The organism is Streptomyces sp. R35 (genome assembly GCF_041053035.1).
GTDB classification, from domain to species: Bacteria; Actinomycetota; Actinomycetes; order Streptomycetales; family Streptomycetaceae; genus Streptomyces; species Streptomyces lutosisoli.
In genome coordinates this window covers 9,546,838-9,562,736 of the sequence record NZ_CP163440.1, presented here as the reverse complement: position 1 = coordinate 9,562,736, position 15,899 = coordinate 9,546,838, and the positions used below count along the sequence as shown (strand labels likewise).

The window sequence follows — 15,899 nt, the reverse complement described above, 5'->3', positions numbered from 1 at the left end:
GGTCCCTCTCAGAAGTCGGTGGGGAGACCCTCGTGGACGCGGGACCGTTCGGTCGCCGCCGCGGTGGAGTAGCCGTCGGGGATGTAGTCGGTCTCGACGACCTGGGTGGCGTCCAGCTTGGCGGGCCGGTAGTAGTCGCTGCCCTGCTTCCAGTACCAGAGCATCGGGATCAGGCCGACGGCGATGCCGCCGATGCCGATCGCGATCGACGCGTCGCTCAGGTCGCCCAGCGACTCGACGAAGATCCAGAACATGAACAGGGCGCCGAGGAACGGCCACAGCCCGCCGAAGAGGAAGTTGGCTGGGGACTTCAGCAGCATCTTGCGGTAGGCGACGACCACCGCGAGGCCGGCGAGGCCGTAGTAGACGGCGATCTGCAGGCCGATCGCGGCGATGGCGTCGGAGAGGATGTCACCGACCGAGCCGAGGGCGTTGGACGTCACGAACATCACCAGGGCCACCGCGCCGACCACGACGATGGCGACCCAGGGGGTGTTCCACTTGCGGTGCACGCGGCCCAGCGCCTCGGGCATCGTACGGTCGCGGCCCATCGCGAACAGTGAGCGGGTGACCTGGATGAGCGTGGTCTCCAGGGTGGCGATGGTGGACAGCATCACGGCGACGATGAGCAGCTTGCCGCCCCAGCCCGGCCAGATCTCCTCGCCGAGCACACCCAGGACGTTGGCGCCGTTGTCCTGGATCTGCCGGTCGGTGAGGATCACGTTCACCGCGATGGTGAACACCTCGAAGAGGAGGAAGACAATGCCGACGCCGATCAGGCCCGCGAGGCCCGTGGTGCGGCGGCTGTCCCTCGTCTCCTCGCTGAGGTTGCTGGTGACGTCCCAGCCCCAATAGTAGAAGGCGGCGATGAGCGCGCCGGACGCGAAGCCGCTCACCCCGTCGAAGTGACTGAAGCCGAGCCAGGACCACTCGAAGGACCGCGCGTTGTGGCTGTGCAACAGGGCGCCGACCGCGAAGACGGCCAGGATCGCGAGCTCCACACCGGACATCACGAGCTGCGCGCGTACGGTGAGCCGGGCGCCGCCGAGCACCACCAGCAGCATGACCAGGAACCAGCCGGCGCCGACCGCGGTGGCCAACGCGGTGTTGTCGGCGAGCCCTTCGTCGAAGAGGGACAGCGTCATCGCGCCCGCGGGCAGCGAACCGGCCACCATGAAGATGGTCGCGGAGATGACCAGCGCCCAGCCGCTGATGAAGCCGAGGAACGGGTGGAGCGTGCGGCCGACCCAGGAGTAACTGGCGCCCGCGTTGACATCGATCCGGCCGAGGTAGCTGAAGGCCAGCGCGATGCCCAGCATGGGTATCGCGCAGTACAGGAGCGCCGCGGGGCTGGCGAGGCCCACCGCCCCGACGAGGACCGCGGTCGTCGCGGCCAGCGAGTACGCGGGGGCGCTGCCCGCGACCGCCATCACGACCGTGTCGAACGTACCGAGGGCGTTGGCCTGAAGCCCTCTGCCCCTGTTGTTGCTCATGCTCGCGCTGCTTTCCGTCCTGCACGGCGCGCGGGCAGGCAGGCCCGACAACGCCGTGTTGCAAGTGGGGGGTGTGAAGGTCGATGCCGTACAACCGCCGTCATCGGGCAGAGGGTCGCTCCGCAGGTGAGGTGATGATAGCCGTGGTGATTCACCTTTCAATGTCAACTGGCCGGTAATTTACGGCCGCTCGCGCGGCACCGACCTCCGCGCCTTTCACACGATCCATTGACATGAACCTGCAAGCACGGCCACTCTTCATGCTTGAACCTGCACGATCGGACGTTGTTTCAAGCATCAGTAAACATCATGCCGTTGGTTTGAGTGGAGATGCGTACCGTGCGAAGACTCCGACACCGTTCCTGGGCCATGGCGGGGCTCGCCACCGCCCTGGCCGTCACCGCGCTGAGCGCCCCGGCGCGGCCCGCGCTCGCGGCGACCCCGGCGAGCGCCGTCCTCGACGAAACCCACCAGAGCGTCAGCTGGCAGAGTCCCGTCTACGCCAAGGGCACGTCCGGCGGCCCCGAGAGCTGTCCGTCCGCCGCCGACGACCCGGACAACAAGGTCTGCGACCGCTTCGACGTGAACGTGTCGGTGCCGCAGGGATATTGGGCGGACAACCCCGAGGGCGGCGTACCGGTCTCGATCGACTGGCAGCACCCCACCGACGACTTCGACCTGTACATCTACGACGACACGGGCAAGCAGGTCGCCTCCAGCGCGGGCACCGCCGACCCCGAGGCCACCGTGATCCCGAACGCCTCGGGGACCTACCATGTGCTGGTCGTGCCGTACGACGTGCACGACAACGCGTACACCGGAAAGGCGTATCTGCCGCGGACGACGGACGCGGGCGATCTCACGTCCTTCAGCGGGAGCGACGGCAGCTACACCATCAAAGCCGGACAACTCGCGGCGAGGGCCGACTTCCTGGCGGGTGGCCAACTGCGCCTCCAGGCCGACCCGTCCGGTTCACTCACCGACCCGGCGGGCACGGCCATCGTCCGCGAGCAGCCGGCGCCGCAGAAGCACACGACGTCCTTCGACGCGGGCGCGTACTACGGCATCCGCTCCCCGGACGCCGTCCTCCGCGTCTACAAGACGCCACTGCGCTTCGGTCTCTACAAGCCCGACAACCGCACCCCCATCTGGCAGGAGGACAAACCGCTGCGCTGGTCCACCAGCGGAATGCGGCAGAGCCTGACGCGCGGCACGGACGAGCAGTTCTTCGGGGGCGGCGAGCAGAACGGATCGTTCTCCCACCGCGACCGGACGATGTACGTGGCGAACAACTTCAACTGGAACGAGGGCGGCTACAACAACTCCCAGCCCTTCTACCTCTCCAGCGCGGGCTACGGCGTCTTCCGCAACACCTTCGCGCCGGGCGTGTACGACTTCGGCTCACCCGTGCGGACCGGGCAGCAGGAACGGCGTCTGGACGCCTACTACTTCCTCGGTGACGCGAAGAAGGTGATCGGCAAGTACACCGCGCTGGTGGGCAAGCCGTTCATGCCGCCGGTGTACGGGCTCGAACCGGGCGACTCCGACTGCTACCTGCACAACGCCAACCGGGGCGAACGGCACACTCTCGACGCGCTGAAGATCGCCGACGGCTACACGGCGAACGACATGCCGCTGGGCTGGATGCTCGTCAACGACGGCTACGGCTGCGGTTACGAGAACCTGGCCGAGACCGCGAAGGGCCTCCAGGACCACCACGCCCGGCTCGGCCTGTGGACCCAGGACGGCATCGACAAACTCGCCGACCAGGTGAAGGCGGGCCAGCGGGTGGCCAAGCTGGACGTGGCCTGGGTCGGCAACGGCTATGGCTTCGCCCTCGACGCCTGCGACAAGGCCAAGGCGGGCATCGAGGAGAACAGCGACGCGCGCGGCTTCGTCTGGCTGCCCGTCTCCTGGGCCGGAGCCCAGCGCTGCGGTGTCCTGTGGAGCGGCGACCAGAAGCTGTCCTGGGACTACATCCGCTGGCAGATCCCGACGTATGCCGGGGCCACCATGTCCGGCATCGCGTACAACACCGGTGACGTGGGCTCGATCTACCGCCACGACCCCAAGATGTACACCCGCGACCTCCAGTGGAAGGCGTTCCTGCCCGCCATCATGACCATGGACGGATGGGCCTCCGACCTCACCACCGGCAAGCCCGCCGACCAGCAGCCCTGGCTGGACGGCGAGCCGTACACCTCCATCAACCGCACGTACCTCCAGCTGAAGGAGCGCCTGCTCCCCTACATGTACACGCTTTCGGCGGAGGCGACGAAGACCGGAGTGGGAGCGGTCCGTCCGTTGTGGCTCGAATACCCTGACGACCCCGGGACGTTGGGCGCGAACGCGAAGTACGAGTTCCTCGCCGGCTCCGACTTCCTGGTCGCCCCGGTCTACCAGGACTCCGAGACCCGCGACGGCATCTACCTCCCCCAGGGCACCTGGACCGACTACTGGACAGGCCGCACCTACCAGGGCCCGACCACCGTCAACGGCTACCACGCTCCGCTCGACACCCTGCCCCTCTTCGTGAAGAGCGGCGCGATCGTCCCCATGTGGCCCAAGGGAACGACCAGTTGGCAGACCCGTGACCGGCACGAACTGGACTGGGACCTGTACCCGCGGGGAAACAGCGGCTACACGCTGTACGAGGACGACGGCGTGACCCGGAACTTCACCCAGGGCGCGTCGGCGACCCAGCGGGTGACGGTCCACGCCTCCACCGACGCGACCGCCGTGAACGTCGGTGCGAGCAACGGCAGTTATCAGGACAAGCCCGAGGCGCGCTCGTACCGCTTCACCGTGCACGGCGAGTCGGCGCCACGGCAGGTGCTCCTCAACGGGCGCCCGCTGCCCCGCACTTCCTGGTCGTACGACACCGACAAGGGGGTGACGACGGTCGAGACGCCGAGTCTGCCGTTGGACCGGGCGTTCTCGGTACGGCTCCTGCGGTAGACGGAGGCGTCAACGCCCCGGTCGTCCCACCGCGTGCTGCGCGGCGAGGCGCACCGGGGCGTTCTGCGCGCCGTAGCCGCGGTAGCCGCCGTCGCGCTGGACGAGTTCGAAGAAGACGCGGCCGACGGTCTCCGTGTAGCAGTGGCGGAACTCGCCGTCCTGGTCACAGTCGTAGAGGATGCCGAGTTCGCGGTACGTCTCCAGCTCGCCGTCGGCGAACTCATGCCGTGCGGCCAGGTCGTCGTAGTAGTTCGCGGGCATCGGCAGCAGGCGCCCGCCGGCGTCGCGGAACCGGCGGGCGGCGGCGACCACGTCATCGGTGGCGAGCGCGATGTGCTGGGCGCGGGCGCCGTCGTCCGTGGGCGCGGGGCCGACGCCGAGGGCGATGCGGACACTGCCGTCGGCGTTGGTGACGGCGCGGCTGCGATGCAGGCCGTACGGGTCGGCGACGTCGACGCTGTCCTGCGCGCTCAGCCCGAGCACGCTGCTGTGGAAGAGGGCGGCCTCATCGAACTGGTGCCAGGGCTGGGTGAGCGCCACATGGTCGATGCGGGTCGTGGAGGGGGTGTCCGCCTGGTGCTCGACGGGCTCGAAGTCACCCGTCCAGCTGGGGAGTTCGGGGCGGTCGGTGGCGCAGAAGAACAGTTCGGTGCCGTCGGGGGCCGCCACCGCGTCGAGGGGCGCGTCTTCGAGCGCGCGGCGGCGCGGCAGGACGGGGGCGAGGAGGGATTCGGCGCGCCGGGCCGCGGCCGCCGGGTCCGGTGACTCCAGGCCGATGGCGGCGAGCGCGGTGCCGTCGCGGCGGGCGGCCGGTCCCGTGTTGACCAGGACGCGGGCCTCGCCCTGCTGCCAGAGGTCGACCGGCTTGCTGCGGTGCCGGGCCGTGCGGGTGAAGCCGAGGGCGCCGAGGACCGTGGTGACGGGCGCGACGTCGGGCGTGACGAGTTCGGCGAAGGCCACGCCGGTCGGCACCACGGGGGCGGGCGGCGTCGCGAGCCCGGTCGCCTCCTGAAGGACGAGGAGGGAGCGCCGGGCATCGACGGCGGTCGGCCCGGCCTCGGCCTGACGGAAGACGTCGTTGAAAACTTCGAGGGAGAGCGGCCCCCGGTATCCGGCGCTCATCACATGCCCGAGCAGTCCGGCGATGTCGAAGCCGCCCTGGCCCGGGAAGCAGCGGTAGTGGCGGCTCCACTGCAGCACGTCCATCGCCATCAGCGGGGCGTCGGCGAGCTGCAGGAAGAAGATCTTCTCGCCGGGGATGTCCTCGATGCCCTTGGGATCCGAGCCACGGGCGAGGATGTGGAAACTGTCCAGACAGGTACCGAGACAGGGGTGGTCCGCGGCCTCGACGATGCTCCACGCATGGTCGTACGTACTCACGTGCCGCCCCCAGGCCAGCGCCTCATAGGCCACCCGAACACCGAACTCCCCGGCCACGTCCGCCAGTCGGCACAGCTGGTCCGCCGCGAGCGCGTCGTCGTCCACGGCGAGCGGGGAGACACTGGAGCACACGAGCACGGTGTCCGCGCCGAGGCGCCGCATCAGCTCGAACTTGTGCCGCGCCCGCCGCAGATTGCGCGCGAACTCCTCCTCCGGCACGGCCTCGACGTCACGCATCGGCTGATACAAGTCGATACTCAAACCGAGGTCCGCCGTGCGCGCACGAATCTCCTCCGGCGTGAGAGGGCTCGCCAGCAGATCATTCTCAAAGACCTCCACCCCATCGAAGCCCGCCCGAGCCGCAGCCGTGAGCTTCTCGGTCAGGGATCCACTGAGCGAGACAGTGGCGATGGACGTACGCACGTTTGATGCTCCTTAGATGTAACTGCCGAGAACGAGCAACGAGGCACGGGCCCCGGGCCCCGTAAGGGGCGCGAGGAACTGCGCGATCAACCCCCACAGACGGGCACCCGCCCAACAGCCGAGCCACCCCGCCCCGTAAGGGGCGCGAGGAACTGCGCGACCAGCCCCCACGGACGCGCAGCCGCCAATACACCGCAGCCACCCCACCCATAAGGCGCCCTAAAGCTCAGGGCACCCGCACCGCACCAGCCAGCTCAGCAATGTCGGCCAGCATCCGCCCACTGTCAGGCTCCCGCCCGGTGAACAACCGAAACGCATCCACGGCCTGGAACACCGCCATGCCACCACCATCAAGCACGGCGCAGCCCACCGCACGGGCAGCACGCAGCAGCTCCGTCTCCAACGGCCGATAGACCACCTCCGCAACCCACAGCCCCGGATGCAGCAACTCGGCGGCGAACGGCAACCCGGGATGCGCGGCCATCCCCGTAGGCGTGGCATGCACGACCCCGTCGGCACGACCGAGCAACACCCCGAGCGCATCCGGCGTCGCAGCAGCCGCCCGCCCCTCCCCGAAGTGCCGATTCAGCCCGGCGGCAAGATCGGCGGCCCGGTCGGGCATCGCGTCGACGACGGTGACATGCCCGGCGCCCAGCGTGAGCACCGCATGCGCGACAGCCGCCCCCGCACCCCCCGCCCCCAGCTGCACCACCCGCTCCAGGGAGACATCGGGCAGCCCGCGCGCGAAGGACGCCGCGAACCCGGTGACATCCGTGTTGTGCCCGATCGCCCGGCCACCGTCGAACACGACGGTGTTGACCGCACCGAGCGCCGCGGCCTGCGGAGCGAGCTCGTCGAGGTGCTCGATGACCAGCTGCTTGCAGGGGTGCGTGATGTTCAGCCCGTCGAAGCCGAGGTCCCGTGCGGCGCGTACGAGGTCGCCCACCGCCTCCGGACCGACGCCGAGCCTGTCGATGTCGATCAGCCGGTACAGATAGCGCAGGCCCTGCCGGTCGGCCTCCCGCTCGTGCAGCGCGGGGCTGAGCGAGGGGCCGATGCCGGATCCGATGAGGCCGACGAGATACGAGTTCTGGGGCACGGCGGGCCTCCGGTCGATAGCTAATGTACGAACTGGTTCGTTAGTAAGTGATACCAGGATGTCGGGCCGCCGGGAAGACCCGGACAGGAAAGCCCGCAGCGGGACCCTGCTTCTACAATCGCGGCACCGGCCCCTCCACCGCGCCCGCCAGGCCCCACGCCCCAAGGAACCCGATGACCAGCGTCGAAGAACCGGCACGACCCAACGGGCGCATCCGTGACGCCGCCCGCACCAAGGCCGAGATTCTCGACGTGGCGACCCAGGAGTTCTCGCGTGCCGGTTTCGCCGGTGCCCGGGTCGACGAGATCGCCGCCCGCACCCGCACCACCAAGCGGATGATCTACTACTACTTCGGCGGCAAGGAGCAGCTGTTCACGGCGGTTCTGGAACGCGCGTACTCGGTGATCCGGCAGGCCGAGCAGGAGCTGGACGTCGAGCATCTGGACCCGGTCGCGGCCATCCGCCGGCTCGCCGAACTGACCTTCGACCACCATGAGGCGCACCCCGACTTCATCCGGCTGGTGAGCATCGAGAACATCCACGAGGCGGAGCACATCGCGGCCTCGGAGGAGCTCGGCAGGATCGGCTCGCCCGCGCTCGACGTGATCTCCCGGATCCTTGAGACCGGCCGGAAGTCGGGCCTGTTCACCGCCGACGTCGACGCCATCGACCTGCACGCGATGATCAGCGCGTTCTGCTTCTTCCGGGTCTCCAACCGGCACACTTTCGGCGCCCTCTTCGGCCGTGACCTGGTCGCCCCCGACCAGCGGGAGCACTACCGCACCATGCTCGGCGACATGGTCATCGCCTACCTGACGGCGGACCGCGCGACGGACTGAGGACCCCCGCCGGGGACCGTTCCGCGGACCAGGACCGCGAAGATCCTTCGGCACGACCTCTTGACACCGGGGAAACGTCGGCGCAACATCCGTAGCCATCCGCTACTAACTATCCAGTGGGTTAATTAGCCGGGCATCGTCGTCACGCAGAGACGCCCCCGGCAACGGCCGACCCGTACACCCCCAGGGCCCCGGCACCTCCCCCCTCCGCCACTCCCGTCCCCGGAGTTCCCTCCGTCCTCGGAGTTCCCTCGAAGGAGCACGCCGTGTCCGTCCCCGCCGCCCCGCTCGACGCACCTCCCGGCCAGCCACGGAAGGCCGCCATGGCCGCCTGGATAGGCAGCGCGCTGGAGTACTACGACTTCTTCATCTACGGCAGCGCGGCCGCCCTGATCTTCCCGAAGGTCTTCTTCGACGAGTCGGACCCGGCCACCGCGACCCTGCTGTCGCTGGCCACATTCGGCGTCGCCTACGCCGCCCGCCCGATCGGTGCGCTGTTCCTCGGCCACTTCGGCGACCGGCTCGGCCGGAAGAAGATCATGGTCTTCACGCTGATCCTGATGGGTCTGTCGACGTTCCTCATCGGCTGTCTGCCGACCCGCGCGCAGGTCGGCGGCCTCGCGCCCGTCCTGCTGGTCCTCTGCCGCGTCCTGCAGGGCATCTCCGCGGCCGGCGAGCAGGCGAGCGCCAATTCGATGACGCTGGAACACGCGCCACCGAACCGCCGGGGCTTCTTCACCAGCTTCACCCTCAGCGGCACCCAGGGCGGCCAGCTCCTCGCGACACTCGTCTTCCTCCCGGTCGCCGCACTGCCCGAGGACCAGTTGCTCTCCTGGGGCTGGCGCGTTCCGTTCTGGCTGAGCGTCGTGGTCGCCGTCGTCGGCTATGTCATCCGCCGCACGCTTCAGGAGACCCCGGCCTTCACCCAGCAGGCCGCGACCGAGGGCGTCGCCAAGCTGCCCCTCGCCATCCTGCTCCGCGAGCACTGGGCGGATGTCCTGCGGGTCGTGGCCGGTGCCCTGATCGCCTCGGTCAGCACGATCTTCACGGTGTGGGCGCTGGCGTACGGGACCAGCGACTCGGTCGGCATGTCCCGTTCGCAGATGCTATGGGTGGGTGCGCTGGCCAACCTCGTAGCCCTCGCCGCGATCCCCGCGTGGGCCACGCTCTCCGACCGCATCGGCCGCCGCCCGGTCTACCTGATCGGGGCCGCGGGCAGCGGCATCCTGATGTTCGCCTACCTGTGGGCCATCTCCACGGGCTCGTACCCCCTGATCCTCCTCTTCGGCATCCTCACCTTCGGGGTCGTCTACAGCGCCGCGAACGGTGTCTGGCCGTCCTTCTACGGCGAGATGTTCTCCACCCGTGTCCGGCTCTCCGGCATGGCGATCGGCACCCAGATCGGCTTCGCCGTCGCCGGGTTCGCGGTCACCTTCGCCGCGCAGATCGCGGGGCCGGGCGGCGACGACTGGTCGTCCGTGGCGCTGTTCACCGCGGCCCTGTGCGTCCCGCCGGTGATCGCCGCGCTCACCGCCCGCGAGACGCACAAGGTGCCGAGCGAGCGACTGGGCGAGCGTGCGGCGGGGGAAGCCGCGCAGCGTGAGGCCGTGACGGCCTGACGCCCACCCCCAGGATCGCCCAAGTCCCCGACTGCACAGGGCTGTTCGGGGACTTGGGCATGCGGACGCCCTGTTGACAGGTGACATTTTCAGCAAGAACATCGGCCGGAACATGCAGGAAAGAACAGCACGGCTGCACGGCAACCCATGACTCTCTCCTCGAGAGCCGCTCCGCGCACCCCGGCCGGGTTCAGGGGCGGCCGGTGTGCGCGGAGCGCTCGTTGACTATCGTTGCCCGATGGGCGGGATGCGGGACGTGGGGCGGGACGGCTGGATACGGGTGCCGGTCGGGGACGACGCGGCTCGCTGGGCCACGCGCGGGGACAGCTCCCCTGTCCTGTTCGTCGTCCACAACGTCACCTCCGCCACCCGGCTCCTCGATGTACTCCCGCTGTTCCACGACGACTTCCGGGTGCAGCTGCTGGTGACCTGCACCGGTTCGTCGGTCTTCCGGTCCGGGATCGCCGAGCTGCTCGCCGACACGGGAGTGCCGGTGCTGCCCTGGGAGCAGGCGGTGACGACCCCGGCCTCACTGGTCGTCTCCGCCAGCTTCGGGGGCCAACTCCAGGCCCTTTCAGGCAAATTGACCGTATTGTCCCACGGTATTGGCTACACTAAAACGCTGGCGACACCGGGAGCCGGGAGCCGGGAGCCGGGAGCCGGGAGCCGGGAGCCGGGAGCCGGGAGCCGGTTCCCGTGTTCGGGATGTCGCGCGCGTGGTTGCTGGACGAGGGCGGGGCGCCGATCGCCGACGCGCTGGTGCTGTCGCATCCGGAGCAGTACGAGCGACTGCGCGCCGCCTGTCCCGAGGCGGCGCCCACGGCCGTCCTCGCAGGGGATCCATGCTTCGACCGCATGCTGGCGGCCCGCCCGTACCGCGACCGCTACCGCCGCGCCCTCGGCGTACGGACCGGCCAGCGGCTGATCCTGCTCAACTCCACCTGGAACCCGGAGTCGCTGTTCGGCGACGGCGGCGGCGATGACGTACTGCCGTCGCTGCTGCCCCGGCTGACCTCGGAGTTCCCGGCCGACGAGTACCGTCTCGCGGCCGTGCTCCACCCCAACATCTGGCACGGCCACGGCCCCGGCCAGATCCGCGCCTGGCTCGACCGGGCCCGGCGCGCGGGGCTGACGCCGGTCGACCCGCTGGAGGGCTGGCGGCAGGCCCTGCTCGCGGCGGACGCCGTCATCGGCGACCACGGCTCGGTCACCTACTACGCCGCCGCACTCGGCACCCCCGTACTCCTCGGCGCCGCGCCTCTGGACGGTCTCGATCCGGACGCGCCGATCTCGGACTTCGTACGGGAGGCTCCCCGGCTCGACCCGGAGGCCCCGCTCCGCCCCCAGGTGGATTCCCTGCTCGCCACCCACCGTCCGCTGCCGGGCCCGGCCGAGTTCACCAGCTCCGTGCCGGGCGAGTCGGCGGCCCGGCTGCGCCGCCTCTTCTACGGGATCATCGGCATCCCCGAGCCCGACGGACCCGCGCTGCTCGAACCGCTCCCGCTCCCGCCGTACGAGCCCCCGGCGCGCACCGCGCCGTTGCGTGTGCTGACGCGTCTTCTCGGCTCGGGCGAGGTCTCGGTCGTGCGGCATGCCGACCCGCGCTCCGAGCCGGACGGCATCGGCGAGGCGCACACAGCGGTGCACGAGGACACCCGCGACCCCGGCCAACTCACCCTCGCGGACGTCGTGTTCAGGTACGGCGAGGGAACCGATCCGCGCTTCGGCTCTCCGGCACTGTGGACCCGCGAGGTGCTCGCCCGCCATCCGCAGTGCGCGCTCGCCGCCTATGTCACGGGCGGTGCGGAGTGCGAGGTCCGCACCCGCGCCGGGGACTTCCTCCGGCTGACCGCCGTGCCGTCGGCGGCCGACGCCGATCCGGCCGCGTACGCCTCCGCCCTGCACGCCTGGCTGGCGGCGGGCAAGTCGCTCGACGAGCTGATCGCCCAGGGACTGGCCGTGCGCACCGGGCCGACACTCCACCGCGTACGCATCACCCGTGAGGGCGACCGGAGTTGAGGCTCCACGTGCGCGTCATCCCTGAGGCCCGTCGGCGTTGAGGCACCGCTCGCGCAACGCCCGCAGATGCGCGAGCTGATACGCGGCCTTCTCCTTCGCGAGGGCGGCGATCGCCTCGTCGATCAGCGGCAGCGCCTGCGCGAACTCGCCCCCGTCGAGTCTGGTTTCGGCGAGGTCGGTGAGGGCGCGTGCCGTGTTGTACGCCTCGCCGCTCTCCCGGAAGAAGCGCAGCGCGCGCCCCAGCCGTTCCCGTGCCTCGTCGCGGCGGCCGAGACCGCGCAGGGCGCGGCCCCGGTGGCGTTCCAACAGGGCGCGGGCTCGCGGCAGATCACCGGCGCCCTCGTCCTCGGGACCGATGCCGTCGAGGATGCCGTACGCCTCCTCGAAGCAGTCGTACGCCTCCTGCCAGCGCCACTGCCGCAGGCGCAGCAGCCCGAGGAACTCGACGGCGGAGGCGTGCCCGCGTACATGTCCGGCGGCGCGTTCGTCCCGCGCGGCCGCGAGCGCCTCGGGCTCGGCCTCGTCCCAGCGGCGCAACTCGGTGAGGGTGTGCGCGAGTTGGGCGTGCAGCGCGCCGGCGGCCCGGGTGCCGGGGAGATGGGTGTCGGCCGTGCGCACGCCGATCCGCAGGGCGGGCAGCAGGACGTCGTGGTGGCCCGCCTTGAGCTGGAGCGGCCACAGGGCCTGGCAGAGCCGCACGACCGCGTTCCACTCGCGGAACTCCTCGGCGGCGTGGACCGCCTGGACCAGGTTGCGCGCTTCGGTGGCGAGCGCGGACACGGCCTCGCCCCGGTCCGCGTACGCGACCGGCGAGGTACCGGAGGGGACCCGCCAGCTCTCGGGGAGGGCCGCCTGCGCGGCACCGACCGCCAGGTGCAGATATCCCTCGATGGTCCGGGACACCGCGGCCGAACAGGCGGCGATGCCGTCGGTGGCGGCCGCGGCGGCTTCCGCGTGCACGCGGACCACGGGCCGGTAGTGGTAGCGGCCGGTGTCCGTGCGCTCCAGGAGCAGCGCGTCGGCGAGCTCCTCCAGGAGCCGGGCCGCCTCGCTCTCCTCGATGTCCGCGGCGCGGGCGGCGGCCGCGGCACCGAAGGCGGGCCAGTCGTAGAGGCCGTTCAGCCGGTAGAGCCGGGCCGCCTCAGGTGGCAGCAGGCGGTAGGAATCGTCCGCCGCGGCACGCACCGGATCACGGTCGGGCACCGGCCGCACCTCCACGGCTCGTACGGAGAGGCGGGGCGCCGCGGCCCGCAGGGCGTACGGCGAGCCGCCGCACCGCTCCAGCACCGAGGGCAGCGCGGCCTTCGCCGCGGTGATCGCGGGCTTGCCGACCAGGTCGGTGAGCAGCCGCACGGCATCCCGTTTGGCGAGTGGGCCGACCTGGACCGGCAGGGCGTCGACACCGGTGAACGGGCGCCGGGTGACGACGACCGTGAACACGCCGGACGCGGAGGTCAGCAGGGGGCGGATCTGCGCGGCGGACTGGGCGTGGTCGAGCACGAGCAGCAGTCGCCGATCGGCCACGTGCCGCCGGAAGCGGTCGATACGGTCCTCGGCCGAGGGCGGTATCTCCTCGTCGGGCAGGCCGAGTTGACGCAGCAGCGAGCTCAGGACGGCGCCCGAGTCGATCGCGCCGGGGCCGCGCAGATCGGCGTAGAGCTGTCCGTCCGGGAAACGGTCCGCCTGGCGCCAGCCCCAGTGCACGGCCAGCGTGCTGGTGCCCATGCCTTCCCGGCCGTGCAGGAGTGCCACCCGGGGGCTTCCGTCGAACGTGCGCGAGGCCTCCTTGTCGAGGAGCTTCAGCGCGTCCTGACGGTCCGTGAAAAACCGTGTGGACGCGGGGAGACGGGGACGCCCCGAGCGGGATCCGACGCCGGTATCGGCACCGGACATCCGCACCCCCTGGGCGAACAGGCTCCAGGCGTGGGCGAGTTGCGGATCGCTGCGCACACGCTCGTGGACCAGTTGCGCGACGGCGGTCAGCTGCTCGGCGGTCGTCGGCGCGGCGACCTCGCGGCCCGCGATCCGGCGTACCAGTCCCCCGGCCGACTCCCAGGCCCACTTGCCCGCTTCATTGGCCATCCCCGATCCGACGGCTCCGAGCACCGTCGTGATGGCCGCCAACGAGATGGGATCCAGCATGCCCCCGCACCCCCGCGTCCGACGTGTCGCGGTGCGTCCACGCCACACCGTTTCGATCAACGATAACGGCAGTGCGGGAACCTTCCCCCGCAACTCGGCCAGGGACAAGGCAACTTGAACCTGACACCAGTGTCAGGGTCGACGCTACGCGGCATGCGAAGCGAAACGACGACACAACCAGCCCTTTCGCACCCTCTGGTCGACGAGCGCGGGCTCCCCCTGAGGGCCCTCCTCGCGCTGGCCACCGCCGTGTTCATCACGAGCCTGACCGAGACACTGCCCGCGGGGGTGCTGCCCGCGATGAGTGCCGACCTCGGTGTCGGGGAGTCCGCCTCGGGGCAGTCGGTCACGATCTACGCGGTCGGGACCGCGCTCACGGCGATCCCCCTGTCGGCGGCCACGGCGGGCCTGCGGCGCAAGCGGCTGCTGCTCGCGGCGATGGCGGGGTTCGCGGCGGCCAACAGCGTCACGGCGGCGTCGACGGCGTACCCGTTGACCATGGTGGCCCGGTTCGTCGCCGGGGTGGCCGCGGGTCTGGCCTGGGCGCTGCTGGCCGGGTACGCGCGTCGGCTGGCACCAACTCACTTGCAGGGCAAGGCGATCGCGATCGTCATGACCGGCGTTCCGGTGGCGCTGTCACTGGGGGTGCCCGCGGGGACGTTCCTCGGGGACGCGCTGGGCTGGCGGGTGACGTTCTCCCTGATGACCGTGGTCGCCGTCGCGCTGATCGGGTGGATCGCCGTGGTCGTCCCGGAGCAACCGGGGCAGTCCCGGCAGCGGCGGGGCGACCGGGCACCGATGCTCCGGGCGCTCCGGGTCCCGGGCGTCGTCCCGGTGCTGTTCGTGACGCTGGTCTTCGTCCTGGCCCACACGATTCTGTACACGTACATCGCCACGTTCCTGCGCCACCTGGGCATGGGCGGCTCGACCGATCTCGTGCTGCTGGTCTTCGGCGGTGCGTCCATGGTGAGCATCTGGATCGTGGGCGCGCACATCGACCGGCGGCTGCGCGCACTCACCGTCGCGAGCACGCTGCTCGTCGCCGTGGCGGCCGGTCTCCTGGCGCTCCTCGCGGACAGTCCCGCGCTCGTGTGGGTCGCGGTGGCTCTGTGGGGGCTCGGCTGGGGCGGCGTGCCCACCCTGCTGCAGACGGCCGTGGCCGACGCGGGCGGCGACACCGCCGACGCCGCGCAGGCCATGCTCGTCACCTTGTGGAACGCGGCCATGGCCGGCGGCGGTGTCGCGGGCGGTTTCCTCCTCGACCTCTTCGGCCCCACGTCCTTCCCGTGGACGGTCCTTGGGCTCCTGCTGCCCGTGGCGGCCGTGGTGATCGCGGCCCGCGCCCACGGTTTTCCCGTACGCCGCGTGAGCTCCTGAGACGGGCGGCAGGGGCCTGGGCCGCATCACACCTGCTGGACCGGCAGCGGCTCAGCCCCGGGGAATCCCGTACGCCCGCTCCACATGGAGCCGTAGCACGAGCCGGCGGTCGCGGACCATGGCCGCCCGGTAGTCGTCCCAGTCGGGGTGCTCGCCGAGGACGTCACGGTAGACCCGGATCAGCTCCTCGACGGTGTCGTCGTGCGGGTCCTGGGCGACGGGCGTCAGCTCGGCCGTGCCCTCGGCGACCGTGTACGCCCACCGGTCCTCGCTGGTCACGTGGTACGAGGCCCGTGGGTCCCGGCGCAGATTGCGGGTCTTGGCGCGGTCGTCGGTGAGTGAGACCCGGATGATCCGCTCGTCGGGGTAATAGACATGGCTCACGTTCGACAGCTGGGGCCGTCCGTCCTTCTTGAGGGTGACGAGCACCCCTCCTTTGTACTCGGAGAGCAGCTTGAGCAGTGCGTCCTGCGTAGCGTCCTGAGTCATGCCCGCATCAACGCTGGGGACCTCGGACAGCATTCCGCGTAGACACTGTCTACTCGGACTG

Annotated in this window: 11 protein-coding genes; 5 read left to right on the top strand and 6 right to left on the bottom strand. The window is 70.6% G+C overall.

Annotated elements, in window-relative coordinates; genetic code table 11:
• Positions 1 to 8: 8 nt before the first annotated feature.
• Positions 9 to 1,493: an APC family permease gene (locus AB5J50_RS42940; protein WP_327433447.1), complete on the bottom strand. Its 1,485-nt coding sequence runs from the start codon at positions 1,491 to 1,493 to the stop codon at positions 9 to 11.
• Positions 1,494 to 1,832: 339 nt separating this feature from the next.
• Between AB5J50_RS42940 and AB5J50_RS42935 the strand changes: the two genes are divergently transcribed.
• Positions 1,833 to 4,451, top strand: a complete 2,619-nt coding sequence (locus AB5J50_RS42935; protein ID WP_369264004.1) for a TIM-barrel domain-containing protein — start codon at positions 1,833 to 1,835, stop codon at positions 4,449 to 4,451.
• Between the two features lie 9 nt (positions 4,452 to 4,460).
• On the opposite strand, the gene AB5J50_RS42930 is transcribed toward AB5J50_RS42935, so the two are convergent.
• A complete protein-coding gene (locus AB5J50_RS42930) occupies positions 4,461 to 6,254 on the bottom strand; it encodes a bifunctional sugar phosphate isomerase/epimerase/4-hydroxyphenylpyruvate dioxygenase family protein (RefSeq protein ID WP_369264003.1) in 1,794 nt (597 codons plus the stop codon).
• Positions 6,255 to 6,480: 226 nt separating this feature from the next.
• Positions 6,481 to 7,353 (bottom strand): shikimate dehydrogenase, encoded by an 873-nt coding sequence (locus tag AB5J50_RS42925; protein WP_369264002.1) that lies wholly within the window; start codon positions 7,351 to 7,353, stop codon positions 6,481 to 6,483.
• 173 nt (positions 7,354 to 7,526) lie between these two features.
• Here AB5J50_RS42925 and AB5J50_RS42920 point away from each other — a divergent pair, with 173 nt between their 5' ends.
• Positions 7,527 to 8,192, top strand: a complete 666-nt coding sequence (locus tag AB5J50_RS42920; RefSeq protein WP_330308771.1) for a TetR/AcrR family transcriptional regulator — start codon at positions 7,527 to 7,529, stop codon at positions 8,190 to 8,192.
• Between the two features lie 266 nt (positions 8,193 to 8,458).
• On the top strand, positions 8,459 to 9,811 hold the full coding sequence (locus AB5J50_RS42915) for an MFS transporter (protein ID WP_369264001.1): 1,353 nt from the start codon (positions 8,459 to 8,461) through the stop codon (positions 9,809 to 9,811).
• Between the two features lie 225 nt (positions 9,812 to 10,036).
• Here the strand turns inward: AB5J50_RS42915 and AB5J50_RS42910 are convergent, their stop codons facing one another.
• The gene (locus tag AB5J50_RS42910) at positions 10,037 to 10,393 is read right to left on the bottom strand and encodes a hypothetical protein (RefSeq protein WP_369264000.1); all 357 of its coding nucleotides are present in this window, start codon (positions 10,391 to 10,393) and stop codon (positions 10,037 to 10,039) included.
• 123 nt (positions 10,394 to 10,516) lie between these two features.
• Here AB5J50_RS42910 and AB5J50_RS42905 point away from each other — a divergent pair, with 123 nt between their 5' ends.
• Positions 10,517 to 11,830: a hypothetical protein gene (locus tag AB5J50_RS42905; protein WP_369263999.1), complete on the top strand. Its 1,314-nt coding sequence runs from the start codon at positions 10,517 to 10,519 to the stop codon at positions 11,828 to 11,830.
• Between the two features lie 15 nt (positions 11,831 to 11,845).
• Here AB5J50_RS42905 and AB5J50_RS42900 read toward each other — a convergent pair whose 3' ends face one another.
• The gene (locus AB5J50_RS42900) at positions 11,846 to 13,972 is read right to left on the bottom strand and encodes a tetratricopeptide repeat protein (protein ID WP_369263998.1); all 2,127 of its coding nucleotides are present in this window, start codon (positions 13,970 to 13,972) and stop codon (positions 11,846 to 11,848) included.
• 153 nt (positions 13,973 to 14,125) lie between these two features.
• Here AB5J50_RS42900 and AB5J50_RS42895 point away from each other — a divergent pair, with 153 nt between their 5' ends.
• Positions 14,126 to 15,349, top strand: coding sequence for an MFS transporter (locus AB5J50_RS42895; RefSeq protein WP_369263997.1), 1,224 nt, complete (start codon positions 14,126 to 14,128; stop codon positions 15,347 to 15,349).
• Between the two features lie 51 nt (positions 15,350 to 15,400).
• On the opposite strand, the gene AB5J50_RS42890 is transcribed toward AB5J50_RS42895, so the two are convergent.
• Positions 15,401 to 15,838: a PPOX class F420-dependent oxidoreductase gene (locus AB5J50_RS42890; RefSeq protein WP_369263996.1), complete on the bottom strand. Its 438-nt coding sequence runs from the start codon at positions 15,836 to 15,838 to the stop codon at positions 15,401 to 15,403.
• Positions 15,839 to 15,899 lie beyond the last annotated feature (61 nt).

Excerpts from the sequence above, each read along its gene's own strand:
- AB5J50_RS42905 (WP_369263999.1), top strand. The coding sequence starts at position 10,517 with ATGTCGCGCGCGTGGTTGCTGGACGAGGGCGGGGCGCCGATCGCCGAC.
- AB5J50_RS42890 (WP_369263996.1), bottom strand. The coding sequence starts at position 15,838 with ATGACTCAGGACGCTACGCAGGACGCACTGCTCAAGCTGCTCTCCGAG.
- AB5J50_RS42920 (WP_330308771.1), top strand. The coding sequence starts at position 7,527 with ATGACCAGCGTCGAAGAACCGGCACGACCCAACGGGCGCATCCGTGAC.
- AB5J50_RS42940 (WP_327433447.1), bottom strand. The coding sequence starts at position 1,493 with ATGAGCAACAACAGGGGCAGAGGGCTTCAGGCCAACGCCCTCGGTACG.
- AB5J50_RS42895 (WP_369263997.1), top strand. The coding sequence starts at position 14,126 with ATGCGAAGCGAAACGACGACACAACCAGCCCTTTCGCACCCTCTGGTC.
- AB5J50_RS42900 (WP_369263998.1), bottom strand. The coding sequence starts at position 13,972 with ATGCTGGATCCCATCTCGTTGGCGGCCATCACGACGGTGCTCGGAGCC.